The sequence below is a fragment of the Cryobacterium zongtaii genome (assembly GCF_002909375.1).
In the GTDB taxonomy this organism is placed as follows: domain Bacteria; phylum Actinomycetota; class Actinomycetes; order Actinomycetales; family Microbacteriaceae; genus Cryobacterium; species Cryobacterium zongtaii.
The window spans coordinates 15,558-28,423 of sequence record NZ_PPXD01000022.1 but is presented as its reverse complement, the minus strand read 5'-3'; the positions used below and the strand labels follow the sequence as shown (position 1 = coordinate 28,423).

11 protein-coding genes are annotated in these 12,866 nt (G+C 70.0%); 7 read left to right on the top strand and 4 right to left on the bottom strand.

Translation table 11 applies throughout. The features are described 5' to 3' along the window. The first annotated feature begins 153 nt into the window (after positions 1-153). From C3B61_RS13955 to C3B61_RS13945, 3 genes are all read left to right on the top strand, one after another. Positions 154-1,206, top strand: coding sequence for a diacylglycerol/lipid kinase family protein (locus tag C3B61_RS13955; protein WP_088457501.1), 1,053 nt, complete (start codon positions 154-156; stop codon positions 1,204-1,206). A gap of 63 nt (positions 1,207-1,269) precedes the next feature. After that, entirely contained in the window at positions 1,270-2,040 is a 771-nt protein-coding gene (locus tag C3B61_RS13950; RefSeq protein WP_165791180.1) for an alpha/beta fold hydrolase, read from the top strand. Further along, positions 2,037-2,747, top strand: a complete 711-nt coding sequence (locus C3B61_RS13945) for an esterase/lipase family protein (RefSeq protein ID WP_103461234.1) — start codon at positions 2,037-2,039, stop codon at positions 2,745-2,747. The genes C3B61_RS13950 and C3B61_RS13945 overlap by 4 nt, the downstream gene beginning before the upstream one ends. Before the next feature lie 89 nt (positions 2,748-2,836). Here C3B61_RS13945 and acs read toward each other — a convergent pair whose 3' ends face one another. The 4 genes from acs to C3B61_RS13925 form a co-directional block, all read right to left on the bottom strand. Continuing rightward, positions 2,837-5,011, bottom strand: coding sequence for an acetate--CoA ligase (gene acs, locus C3B61_RS13940; RefSeq protein ID WP_103461233.1), 2,175 nt, complete (start codon positions 5,009-5,011; stop codon positions 2,837-2,839). Between the two features lie 172 nt (positions 5,012-5,183). Next, complete coding sequence (locus tag C3B61_RS13935) at positions 5,184-5,990, bottom strand: ABC transporter permease (RefSeq protein ID WP_088457497.1); 807 nt, start codon at positions 5,988-5,990, stop codon at positions 5,184-5,186. A 97-nt stretch (positions 5,991-6,087) separates the two neighbouring features. Then, a complete protein-coding gene (locus C3B61_RS13930; RefSeq protein ID WP_103461232.1) occupies positions 6,088-7,137 on the bottom strand; it encodes an aliphatic sulfonate ABC transporter substrate-binding protein in 1,050 nt (349 codons plus the stop codon). An 85-nt stretch (positions 7,138-7,222) separates the two neighbouring features. After that, a complete protein-coding gene (locus tag C3B61_RS13925) occupies positions 7,223-8,191 on the bottom strand; it encodes an ABC transporter ATP-binding protein (protein WP_103461231.1) in 969 nt (322 codons plus the stop codon). Between the two features lie 154 nt (positions 8,192-8,345). On the opposite strand from C3B61_RS13925, the gene C3B61_RS13920 reads away from it, so the two are divergent. The 4 genes from C3B61_RS13920 to C3B61_RS13905 all read left to right on the top strand — a co-directional run bounded on the left by C3B61_RS13920 (position 8,346) and on the right by C3B61_RS13905 (position 12,863). Further along, positions 8,346-9,182, top strand: coding sequence for an SDR family NAD(P)-dependent oxidoreductase (locus C3B61_RS13920; RefSeq protein WP_103461230.1), 837 nt, complete (start codon positions 8,346-8,348; stop codon positions 9,180-9,182). A gap of 150 nt (positions 9,183-9,332) precedes the next feature. After that, entirely contained in the window at positions 9,333-10,370 is a 1,038-nt protein-coding gene (locus C3B61_RS13915) for a LacI family DNA-binding transcriptional regulator (RefSeq protein ID WP_208858826.1), read from the top strand. Continuing rightward, the gene (locus C3B61_RS13910) at positions 10,367-11,872 is read left to right on the top strand and encodes a sugar ABC transporter ATP-binding protein (RefSeq protein ID WP_103461228.1); all 1,506 of its coding nucleotides are present in this window, start codon (positions 10,367-10,369) and stop codon (positions 11,870-11,872) included. Before C3B61_RS13915 ends, C3B61_RS13910 begins: the two co-directional genes overlap by 4 nt. A 19-nt stretch (positions 11,873-11,891) precedes the next feature. Then, the gene (locus C3B61_RS13905; RefSeq protein ID WP_103461227.1) at positions 11,892-12,863 is read left to right on the top strand and encodes an ABC transporter permease; all 972 of its coding nucleotides are present in this window, start codon (positions 11,892-11,894) and stop codon (positions 12,861-12,863) included. Positions 12,864-12,866: the final 3 nt, after the last annotated feature.

Genomic DNA, 12,866 nt, shown 5'->3' with positions numbered 1-12,866 from the left:
CATCCCAGCGATCGGGTGCCAGGCGCGGCGCGGCTCACAGAACCCTTCCCAAGCGAGGCGTGTAGCGTTGGTGCACCCGCACGCTGAGCCTGCCGGCTGCCGCGGGATTCACCCGAGCGGAATCATCCGCTCATCTGCCTGAGGAGAGCGCGCATGTCGACACCGTCCGACATCCCGACCGACATTCCGACCGACGACCCGATCGACGACAAGACCGCGACCGCGGATGCCGCGCCCGCCCGGGAGAGCGCAGCCGGACTGGCCGCCGTGGTGTACAACCCCATCAAGGTGAACCTCGACGACATCAAACGCGCCGTCGCCGCCGAAGAGGCCAAGGCCGGCTGGGGGGAGACCCTCTGGTTCGAAACCTCCAAGGAAGACCCGGGGCAGGGCGCAGCCCAGGCCGCGATCGATGCCGGCGCCACCATGGTGATCGCCGCCGGCGGCGACGGCACCGTGCGTGCGGTGGCCGAGGTCGTGCACGGCAGTGACGCGGCGTTGGCCCTGCTGCCGTCCGGCACCGGTAACCTCCTGGCCCGCAACCTCAACCTCACGCTCGACAACCTCGAACACTCGATCGGCACGGCCTTCAGCGGCAAGGACCGCAAGGTCGACATCGCCCGGATCGAGATCCGGCACGAGGACGACAGCGTCAGCAAGCACGCGTTCCTCGTGATGGCCGGCCTGGGCTTGGACGCCAAGATGCTCGCCAGCACCAACGACGAGCTCAAGGCCAAGATCGGCTGGCTCGCCTATGTGGGGGCGATCATCACGGCCCTGCGTGACCGCAACCAGTTGCGCCTGCGCTACAGCCTCGACGGCGGCCCCACCAAGTCGGTGCGCGCGCACACCGTGATCGTGGGCAACACCGGTACCCTCACCGCCAACGTGCTGCTGCTGCCGGAGGCCGTCATCGACGACGGGCAGTTCGAGATGCTGATGCTGCGCCCGGAGGGCTTCGTGCACTGGGTGCAGATCGTCGTCAAGGTCTTGTGGGAGAACGGCGTGCTGCGCCGCACGCCGCTCGGCCGGCGCATGATGACCAAGGAGGTCGAGGCCCTCAACTACGTCAAGGGCCGCCAGATCACCGTGAAGCTCAGCCACCCCGAGGAGATCGAACTCGACGGCGACGGTTTCGGCACCGCCACGGCGTTCAAGGCGCGGGTGCTGCCCGGCGGCCTGCGCGTGCGCGTTCCGCAGGAGTGACCGATGCTCCCGATGACCCGCAGGTCCCCACGACGACCACGTCGAGCAAGCGGAGACGGTCGCGTGCGTGAGCTGCTGCTGCCGGAGAGCGGCGCATCCGTCACTGTGCGCTCGACACCGGGTCCGGGAACGCCGGACGCGCCGGTGTTCGTGCTGGTGCACGGCATCGGCATGTCGCACCGTTACTTCGACCGGATGCACGCCGAGCTGGCCGCCACGGGCGCGGTGCACTCGGTGGACCTGCCGGGCTTCGGCCGCTCGCCCAAGCCCGCGGACGGGGTGTCGATCGAGCAGTACGCCGACTACCTCGGTGAGTTGCTGCCGATGCTGAGCGGGCGGCCCGTCGTACTGGTCGGGCATTCGATGGGCGCCCAGTTCGTGACCGAGACGGCCGTGCGCCACCCGACAGTGGTCGCCCACCTCGTCTTGATCGGTGGTGTCACCGACCCCACCCGATCTTCGGCGCTGCGCCAGGCTCTTGCCCTCGGCCGGGACACCCTGAAGGAACCTGTCAACGGCACCATGATCGTGGTGCGCGACTACCTTCTGTGCGGTCCGCGCTGGTACCTCGCCACCCTGCGGCCGATGCTCGCCTACCGCACCGACCTGCGGCTGCGGGAGGTGTACGCGCCGACCCTGGTGATCCGGGGAGAGGACGACCCGGTGTCACGCCACGACTGGGGCGTGCACCTCGCCGCGCAGGCTACACGCGGGAAGTTGCTCGAGCTGCCCGGCCGCCACCTCGTGCACTTCAGCGCCGCGGTCGACACGGCGGCCGGCATCCGGGAGTACGCCCGCACGGCCGCGCCTGACGGTGAGCCAGTCACGCCATGACCCGCAAGCCTGGTCGGTCGGCGCGGGGCCTGCTCTGCGTCGGCCTGCGGAACGCCGGCTCCTGGCTGCTGGACTACCGGTACGCCGTTCTCGCCCAGGTGCGTGGTGCCGTCGCCCGCACTCACCCCGACGACTTCGCCTCGGGCGAGGCGGCGCCGGTGCTGATCATTCCGGGGATCTACGAGAGCTGGCACTTCATGCGGCCGCTGATCCAGGCGCTGCATGACGCCGGGCATCCGGTGCACGTGGTGACGCCGTTGCACACCAACCGGCGGCCGGTGGTGCCGTCGGCCGAGATCGTGGCCGAGTACCTGCGTGATCGCGAGCTGAACCACCTGGTGATCGTGGCGCACAGCAAGGGCGGCCTGATCGGCAAGTACCTGATGACGCAGCTTGACCCCGACGATCGTGTCGAGCGGATGGTGGCGGTGAGCACCCCGTTCTCCGGCTCGCGATACGCCAGGTACATGCCCACTCCGAGCCTGCGCGCGTTCGCCGGCACCGACCCGCAGCTCGCCGCCCTCGGCGCCGATGCCCGGCTGAACGACCGGATCGTGTCGGTGTTCGGGCGGTTCGATCCGCACATCCCGGATGGCAGCATCCTGACGGGCGCCGAGAACGTGCGAATCGACACCGGCGGGCACTTCCGCATCCTCAGCCACCCCGACACCGTTCGCCAGGTGCTCGCGGCCGCCGCCCGCCCCTGACCCGCGCGAGCGGTGCTGCCCGCGAGAGCGGCCGTGGTGCTGCCTCAGCGCGGGGTGGCAGCCACACGACCGCTTTCGCGGGGTGATGGCTAGGCGCGGGCGACAGCCACGATCGACTGGATGCGGCCGGGCACGGTGTCGTCCTGCAGCGAGGTGACGTCGCCGAGCGGGCGGCCGTCGACGATGTCGCCGAGCAGCCGGCGCATGATCTTGCCGGAGCGGGTCTTGGGCAGGTCGGGCACCAGGAACACGTCCCGGGGCTTGGCCACCGCGCCGATCTCGTGGGTGATGTGCGCCCGCAACTGCGGGGCCAGCTCGGCCGCCAGCGCCAGCCAGGCGGCCGGGTCATCCGTTGCCGGCGCCACCGCGGGAATCACGAACGCGGCAATGCCCTCGCCCGTGGTGGCATCGGTCACGCCCACCACGCCGGATTCGCCGACCGCCGGGTGCGACACCAGTGCCGACTCGATCTCGATGGTGGACAGCCGGTGCCCTGACACGTTGATCACGTCGTCGACCCGGCCGAGCAGCCAGATGTCGCCGTCATCGTCGTACTTGGCGCCGTCGCCGGAGAAGAAGTAGCCCTGCTCGGCGAACCGTGCCCAGTAGGAGTCGCGGTAGCGCTCCGGGTTGCCCCACACCGTGCGGGCCATGCCCGGCCAGGTGCCGGCCAGCACCAGATAGCCGCCGGTGCCGTGCGGAACCGGCTGACCCGCGTCATCCACCACCAGGGCGCTCAGGCCCGGCAGGGCGCGCAGGGCCGAACCGGGCTTGAGGGTGCTCACGCCGGGCAGCGGCGCCATCACGGCGGCGCCGGTCTCTGACTGCCACCAGGTGTCCACGATCGGGGCGTGGCCGGCGCCGATGTTCTCCCGGAACCACACCCAGGCCTCGGGGTTGATCGCCTCGCCGACCGAGCCGAGCAGACGGATGCTGGACAGGTCGTGTTCGCTCGGCAATCCAGTGGGGAACCAGGTCATGAACGTGCGGATCAGCGTGGGCGCCGTGTAATAGGTGGTGACGCCGTAGCGCTGGATGATCTCGAAGTGCCGGCCAGGGTGCGGAGTGTTCGGGGTGCCCTCGTAGATCACCGAGGTGGTGCCGTTGGAGAGCGGGCCGTAATGCACGTAGCTGTGCGCGGTGACCCAGGCGAGGTCGGCGGTGCACCAGTGCACGTCGTCGTCCTTGGCGTCGAAGACGGCCCAGTGGCTCCAGGAGGCGTGGGTGAGGTAGCCGCCGCTGGTGTGCACCAGGCCCTTCGGCTTGCCGGTGGTGCCCGAGGTGTAGATGATGAACAGCGGCGTCTCGGCGTCGAAGAACTCCGGCTCATGGGTGGCGGACGCCGTGTCGACGGTGTCGTGCCACCACACGTCGCGACCGGTCGTCCAGGGGATGTCCGGGGTCAGGTCGCCGGTGCGGCGCACCACGAGCACGTGCTCGATCTGGTTTGTGCCCGACACGGCTTCGTCGGCGGCTTCCTTCACCGGCACGGCCTGGCCGCGGCGGAACTGGCCGTCGGTGGTGACGAGCAGCTTGGCGCCGGTGTCCTCCACCCGGAAGCGCAGCGCCTCGGCCGAGAAACCGCCGAACACCAGGGAGTGGATGGCGCCGAGGCGGGCGACCGCGAGGGTGATGATGATGGTTTCGGGGATCACCGGAAGGTAGATGACGACCCTGTCGCCCTTTTCGATGCCGAGGGCGGTGAGTGCGTTCGCGGCGCGGGCGACCTCTCTTTCGAGGTCGGCGTAGGTGAGGGTGCGCCGGTCACCGGGTTCGCCCTCGAAGTGGAACGCGACCTTGTCGCCGCGGCCGGCGGCCACGTGCCGGTCGACGCAGTTCACCGCCACGTTCAGTTTTCCGCCGGCGAACCACTCCGCTCGCGGCACGCTCAAGACGCCGTCGGCATCCGGGGCGGGCGGCTGCCAGGTGTGGTCGGTGTGCCAGGGCTCGGCCCAGTCCAGGCGCTTGGCCTGCTCGGTCCAGAAGGCGACCGGGTCGGCTGCGGCTTTTTCGTACCAGGAGGCGTCGACATTGGCCTGCGCGGCGAACGCGGCCGGCGCCGGGTAGCGGCGGTGCTCGGTGGAGAGGTTGCGGATGGTGGCGCTGGTGTCGGTCCAGTCCGCGGTGGCAGCGCGGGTGGCCGTGGGGTGGGTGTCCGTGTTGGAGTGAGTGCTGGTGCTGGTGCTGGTGCTGGTGCTGGTGCTGGTGTTGGAGTGAGTGCTGGTGCTGGTGCTGGTGCTGGTGCTGGTGTCGAGGTTCGGCATGGGCACACTCCGGCGGTTGGTTCTGATGGCGGACTATCGGGCGCTTTCGACGCTACGCAGCGCGGGCATCCATTGCAGGCAGCGGCGCAATGCGGCGTAACCTGCGCGGCCGGGCGGTGGCCGCTCGCGGCAGGTCTTTGTCGCGGCGCCTGAGGCGTGCCGCGGGCGCCGGTCAGGCCCACTTGGTGATGGCCCACTTTTCGAACACGCCCAGGATGGCGTCGGTGAGCTTGCCGAGCAGAGCGAGCAGGATGATGGCGAGCAGGATGCGGTCGATGCGGCCGTTCGTGCCCGAGATGGAGAGCAGATAGCCCAGCCCCATCGACGCGCCGAGCAACTCGGCGGCCACCAGGAACAGCCAGGCCTGGGCCAGCGCGAGCCGCAGCCCGGAGATCACCGACGGGATCACGGCGGGCAGCTGCACGGCGGTGAACAGCCGCACCCCGCGTAACCCGAAGGCGCGGCCGGCCTCCACGAGCTGGCGGTCCACGTGCCGCAGTGCCTGCGCGACCGTGGTGTAGACCGGGAAGAAGGCGCCGATGGCGACGAGAACGATCTTGGATTCCTCACCGTACTTCAGCCAGATGATCAGCAGCGGCACCCAGGCCAGCGACGGCACGGCCCGGATGGCGCCGAGGGTGGGCGCGAAGAGCACGTCGGCGGCGCGGGAGAGCCCCACCAGCGACCCGGCGGCCAGGCCCAGCGCGGCGCCGATGGCGAACCCGATGAGCACTCGCTGGGTGGAGATGGCCACGTAGAGGGTGAGTTCGCCGCGGTCGAAGAGGTCGACGGTGGCGATCCAGACCATGGCCGGAGACGGCAGTTGGGACACCGTGACCAGGCCGAGGGCGGTGCTGAGTTGCCACAGGATCAGGATCAGCACCGGCAGGAGCAGCCCGCCGAGGATGCGTGCGCTCCGCCGCGACGTCAACGGCCGGCGCACGACGGGCGCCGTGTCCGGGGCGAGGGTCTCGGTCATCGGGGGCCTTTCGTGCGGGATGGGTGTGGCGGTGAAACCGAGGCGGTGAGGCGGATGCCGCGGCGGCCTGCGTGCGGCCGGCGCGGCATCCACCGGGCTACTCGATGATCGTCGGGTCGGCCTTCGTGGCGAAGGTGTCGTTCACGATGCTGTCGAGGGCGTCGTCGACCTGGCTCTGCTCGAGCACGTCGCCGGTCTCGACGAAGATCGGGCCGATCGTGGTGAGGACGTCGATCTGGGCGTCGCCGGGGACGTTGTCGACGTCGAGGTTGGAGCGTTCGGTGATGACCTTCGTGGCGACCGCGAGGTCGAGTCCGGCGACGTCGGCGAGGATCTGTGCGGTCTCCTCCTCGTTCGCCAGCGCCCAGGCGCGGGCGTGCTCGTAGACGTCGACGACGGTCTGGGCCACATCCGGCTTCTCGGTGATGAAGGCCTCGGTGGCGTTGAGGAAGCCGTAGCTGTTGAAGTCGACGTTGCGGTAGATGAGCTCCGCACCGGCGGCTTCGGCACCGGCCATGATCGGGTCGAGTCCGGCCCAGGCGTCGACCGAGCCGTTCTGCAGGGCGGCCCAGCCGTCGGCGTGCTGCAGGTTCTGCACGGTGACGTCGTCCAGGCCGAGGCCGGCCTCTTCGAGCGCCTGCAGCAGGAAGAAGTACGGGTCGGTGCCCTGGGTGGCGGCGATCTGCTTGCCCTTGAGGTCTGCGACGGAGGTGATCTCGGAGCCGTCCGGGACGACGAGGGCGGCCCATTCGGGCTGCGAGTAGATGTCGATGACCTGGATGGGCGAGCCGTTCGAGCGGTGCAGCAGCGCGGCGGAGCCGGCCGTGGAGCCCACGTCGATGGCGTTGGCGCGGAGGGCCTCGTTGGCCTTGTTCGAACCGGCCGACTGCACCCAGTTGACGGTGATCTCCTGGTCGGCGAGGGCCTCTTCGAGCCAACCCTTCTCCTTGATCACCAGGCTGAGCGGGTTGTAGGTGGCGAAGTCGATGTTGAGCTCGCCGCCCTGGGTGACGATGCCGGCGTCGTCGTCGGTGCTGACGGCTGCCTCGGCGGCGGGCTGGTTCTCACCGGCGACGCAGCCGGTGAGCAGCAGGGCGGCGGCCGCGGCGGAGGCGATCAGGGCGGTGGCAGTGAAGCGTTTCTTCATGGCGAGTCTCTCGTTGGGTGCGGGCGGGGAACGGGCATCCATGCTGTGGATGTGGTGCGGTGGAACGTGGAGGGGGTCTGGCTGGTCAGTAGGGGAAGTGCGGGATGCCGGTGTTCGAGGCGACACCTCGGGCCTCGCCGTGCCGGTCGATGCCGAGGCCCGCGAGGAGGCGCCCGCGCAGCTCGGCGAGTTCCGCCGAGCCGCGGTCGCGGGGCCGGTTGCCGGGCACGGTGAGTTCCTGCACGATCGTGGCACCGGGTGTCGTGGCGCCGCCGACGGCCTGTGCGGCACCCGTCGTGGCCGGCTCCTGGCCGAGCAGGATGATCCGGTCGGCCAGCTGCAGAGCCTCGTCGACGTCGTGGGTGACGAGCAGCACCGTGGTGGGGGCGGCGGCGTGCACGTCGAGCAGGAGGTCCTGCATCTTGAGCCGGGTGAGGGCATCCAGTGCGCCGAAGGGTTCGTCGAGCAGCAGCACGCCGGGGTTGCGGGCCAGGGCGCGGGCCAGCGACGCGCGCTGCGCCATGCCGCCGGAGATCGCGGCGGGCCGGTGCCCGGCGAAGGCCGTGAGGCCCACGAGTTCGAGCAGCTCGGCGACGCGGGCGCGGCCGGCCTCGCGTGCGGTGCCGCGCGGCAGGCCGAGGGACACATTGGCCGCCACCGTGCGCCAGGGCAGCAGTCGCGGCTCCTGGAACCCCACCGCGCAGCGGGTGTCGAAGGCGGTGCTTGGCGTGCCGTCGATCTGCACCGAGCCAGTGCTGGGGGAGTCCAGCCCGCCCGCGATGCGCAGCAGGGTGGACTTGCCGCAGCCGCTGGTGCCGAGGATCGCGAGGACCTCGCCGGGACGCACGGTGAGCGACACGTCGCGCAGCACCGGGCGGGCGGCACCGAATGCCACGGTGCCGCTGCTCGGCGCGAAGGTGCGCCCCAACCCGGCGAACTCCACGGCGAGGGCCGCCTTGGTGGTCGCCGGCCGAACGGTCCGGTCGCGCTCAGACACGCCGCCGGGCCCCGCGGCGCGGCGGGCGGCGGTGCTCGTGGCGGTGCTGGCAGACATGGGCGTCCGATCGGTTGGGAGCTCGACGTTTTCTCGACGCTATCCAGCCGGCCGGGCCGGCGCACGCCCCTCTGCAACGCAACGTAGTAATCGGGTGTCGGGCGCGCGGGCGAGGACGCCGGACTTCACGCCCAGGAGTTGGGATGATTGACCCATGACTCGAACCGTTTCCGGAGCCCGCGTGCTGATCACCGGCGCCGCCATGGGCATGGGCCGCCTCTACGCCGAGCGGGCCGTCGCCGAGGGCGCACGGGCCGTGATCCTGTGGGACCGGGACGCCGCCGCGCTCACGGCGACCGCCGCCATCCTCACCGAACGTGCCGGCGGCAGCACCCAGATCGCCCCATACGTCGTCGACATCGCCGACCTCGGCGCGATCGCGCCGACCGCCCAGCGGGTGCGCACCGAGGTGGGCAACCCCGACATCGTGATCAACAACGCCGGCATCGTGCGCGGGTCGTTCTTCTGGGAGCACGACAACGGCGACGACACCCGCGCCACGATGCAGGTGAACGCCCTGGCCCCGATGTACATCACCCGGGAGTTCCTGCCCGCCATGATGCGCAACCCGTACCGCGAATCGCGCATCGTCAACATCGCCTCCGCCGCCGGGATGCTCTCCAACCCGCGAATGAGCGTCTACGCGGCCTCCAAGGCCGCCGTGATCACCTGGAGCGATTCGCTGCGCCTCGAGCTCGCCCAGCAGGGCTTCGACCACGTGCGGGTGAGCACCATCGCGCCCAGCTACATCTCCACGGGCATGTTCGACGGCGCCCGCGGCCCGTTGTTGACCCCCGTGATGACCCCGGAGTACGTGGTCAACCGGGTCTGGCGGGCGATGCTCGCAGGCTCGCCCCAGCTGCTGATGCCGTGGACCGTCGGCTTCTCCAAGAAACTGCGCGGCGTGCTGCCGCTGGCGGCCTGGGATGCCGTGGCCGGCCGGGTCTTCGGCGTGTACAGCTCGATGGACACCTTCGTCGGGCGCCGCTGACCGGATCTGCGCAGCCCACCCGGGTCGGATCAGCCGGCCCGGTTGACACGTCTTCTTCCGCGACGTACGATGGAAACGATTCCATGGAAACGATTCCATGGGTTCCGGAGTCATCAGCAATACCAAGCACGCACACACAAGGGAGTGGCTGTGGAAGCCGTAACGATCAAGGACGTCGCCGCCCTCGCTGGCGTCTCGGTGGGCACGGCCTCCAGGGTTCTGTCGGGCAACCCGGCCACCTCGGCCGACACCCGCGAACGCGTCGCCGCCGCGGCCGCCGAGCTGGACTACCAGCCCAACGCCCAGGCCCAGGCCCTACGGTCCACCCGGTCCAACTCCCTCGGCCTGCTGGTACCGGATGTGCGCAACCCCTTCTTCGCCGACCTCGCGCACGCCGCCGAACAGGCCGCCCTCTCGGCCGGCTACGTCACCCTGCTCGGCAACGCCAACGAGCGTAACGACCAGCAGGACCGCTACCTCGACACCCTCATCTCCCGTCGGGTCGACGGAGTGATCGTCGCCCCCGTCGGCGACGACGGCGGCCGGCTGCGCGCCCTGATCGAGCGCGAGATTCCCACGGTGCTCGTGGACCGTACCGTTCCCGGCCTCGACCTGCCCAGCGTCACCACCGACAGCGAGACCGGCATCCGCCAGGCCGTGCAGCACCTCGCTGAACAGGGCCACACCCGGATCGGCTACATCTCGGGCCCAGAGGCCACCTCTACCGGCCGGGACCGCTTCGCGTCCTTCACCCGCGCCGTCGCCGAGGCCGGCCTCAGCCAGGACCCGGAGCTGGTCTACTTCGGCGACTACCAGGCCGCCAGCGGCTCGGCCGGCGTGCACACCCTGATGGACCTCACCAACCCGCCCACCGCTCTGCTCGCCGCCGACAGCCTGATGGCCGTCGGTGCCATCAGCATCCTGCACAGGCTCGGTCTGCGGATCGGCACCGACATCGCCCTCGTCGCCTTCGACGACATCGAGTGGTTCGCGCTGCTCAACCCGGCGCTGAGCGTCATCGCGCACAGCGTCGAAGACATGGGCCGGATCGCCGTTGACCTTTTGTTGCAGGTGATCGCCGGGCACACCCCGGAGTCGGTGGTGCTACCCAGCGAACTGATTGTGCGGGCCTCCTCGGCAACGCCCATCCGCCCCACGACACAGCCTGAGCAAAGGAGCCAGCAATGACCGTGAAACCCCTGATCACCTTGCAGAACGTGACAAAGACCTTCGGCCAGGTCACCGTCATCCAGGACGTGACCGTGAGCGTCTACCCCGGCCAGGTGCAGGTGCTGCTCGGCGAGAACGGCGCCGGCAAGTCCACCCTGATCAAAATGGTCGCCGGCGTCTACCAGCCCGACGGCGGCCAGATCCTCGTCGACGGCGCCGTGACCAGCCTGCCCAGCACCCGCGCCGCCGAAGAACACGGCATCGCCACCATCCACCAGGAACTCAACCTCGTGGCCACCATGAGCGTGGCCGAGAACGTGATGCTCGGCCGGATGCCCACCAAGCTCGGCATGGTCGACCGCAAGGAACTCCGCCGGCAGGCCCGCGCGGCACTGGCGCTGATCGGCCTCGAGATCGACGTGGACACCCCGGTCGGTCAGCTCGGCATCGCCCGGCAGCAGCTGGTGGAGATCGCCAAGGCCCTGAGCATCAACGCACGTGTGCTGATCCTCGACGAACCCACCGCCGCGCTCACCCGGCACGAGACCCAGGCCCTGTTCGCCGTGATGGCCGACCTCCGCCAGCGGGGTGTCGGCATGCTCTTCATCAGCCACCACCTCGACGAGATCGCCGAGGTCGGTGACACCGTCACCGTCATCCGCGACGGCCACTTCATCGCCGAGGTTCCCGCCTCCACTCCCGAAGACGAGCTGGTCAAGCTCATGGTCGGCCGCAGCATCGAGGACCAGTTCCCGCGCCGCGCCGACGAGACTCCCGCGCTCACCGAGGTGCTCACAGTGACCAACCTCACCAGCGCCGGCCACTTCGACGACATCAGCTTCACCGTGCGTGCCGGCGAGGTGCTCGGCATCGCGGGGCTCGTCGGGGCCGGCCGCACCGAACTGATCCGCGCCATCGCCGGCGCCGACAAATACGACACCGGCTCCGTCACCGTGCGTGGTGCGCAGCTGCCCAAGGGTGACATCCAGGCGGCCATCCGGGCCGGCATCGGCCACGTGCCCGAAGACCGCAAGGGCCAGGGCCTGGTGCTGGACGCCTCGGTCAACGACAACCTCGGCTACGCCACCCTGGCCTCCAGCGCCAAGCTCGGTCTGGCCGACTTCACCGGCCAGCGCCGCCGCGCCGAGGCCGTGGCCGAGAAGCTGCGCATCCGGATGCACACCATCGACCAGCCGATCCGCTCACTCTCCGGCGGCAACCAGCAGAAGGCCGTCTTCGGCCGGTGGATCATCGCCGCCTCGACGGTGCTGCTGCTGGACGAACCGACCCGCGGTGTGGACGTGGGCGCCAAGGTCGAAATCTACGAACTGATGAACTCGATCACCGCAGCCGGTGGAGCCATCGTCATGGTTTCCAGCGAACTGCCCGAGATCCTGGGCATGAGCGACCGCATCCTCGTCATGCGCGACGGCCGGCTGGCCGGCGAACTCAGCGCAGCGGATGCCACCCAAGACACCGTCATGACTCTTGCTGCCCGCGACGTCGCCGCGCAGCGCTGAAACCGAAGGAACTGAAACCATGTCCACGACCACGCTCGCGCCCACCCGACGCTCCTTCGACTACAAGACCTTCCTGGCCAACAACGGCGCCCTGGTCGGCCTGGTGGTGCTCTGCATCGCCCTGGTCATCGCCACGCCGGACTTCCTGACCGGCCAGAACCTGCTCAACATCGGCATCCAGGTGTCGACAGTGGCGGTGCTCGCCTTCGGCATGACCTTCGTCATCGTCGCCGGCGGCATCGACCTGTCTGTCGGCGCCGTCGCGGCTCTCTCGGCCATGGCCTCCGGCTGGTTCTTCGTCAGCGCCGGCCTGCCCGGCTGGATGGCGCTCGCCGGCGGCCTCGTCGTGGGCCTGCTCGCCGGCGTCATCAACGGCGCCGCGAACGCCTACGGCAAGCTGCCCTCCTTCATCGCCACCCTGGCCATGCTCAGCGTGGCCCGCGGCCTCACCCTGGTGATCTCCGACGGCCGGCCGATCAAGACCGCCCCTGAGGTGTCGTTCCTCGGCGGCAACATCGGCCCGGTGCCGATGCCCATCGTGATCCTGGTCCTGGCCGCGCTGGTGGCCTCCTTCATCCTCAACCGCACCGTGCTCGGCCGCTCCATGTACGCCGTCGGCGGCAACGCCGAGGCCGCCCGGCTCTCCGGCCTGCCGGTGAAGCGCATCATCGTCACGGTCTTCGCCCTCGCCGGCCTCTTCGCCGCGCTGGCCGGACTGCTCCTGGCCGGCCGGCTCGACTCCGCCCAGCCGCAGGCCGCCGCCGGCTACGAACTGGATGCCATTGCCGCCGTCGTCATCGGCGGAGCGTCGCTTTCCGGCGGGCTCGGCAAGATCTCCGGCACCTTCATCGGCGCCCTGGTGCTCGTCGTCATCCGCAACGGACTCAACCTGCTCAACGTGTCGTCGTTCTGGCAGCAGGTGGTCATCGGGCTGGTCATCGCCCTCGCGGTGGGCGCCGACGTGCTGCGCCGCAAGACCCGTAACAGCTGAGCC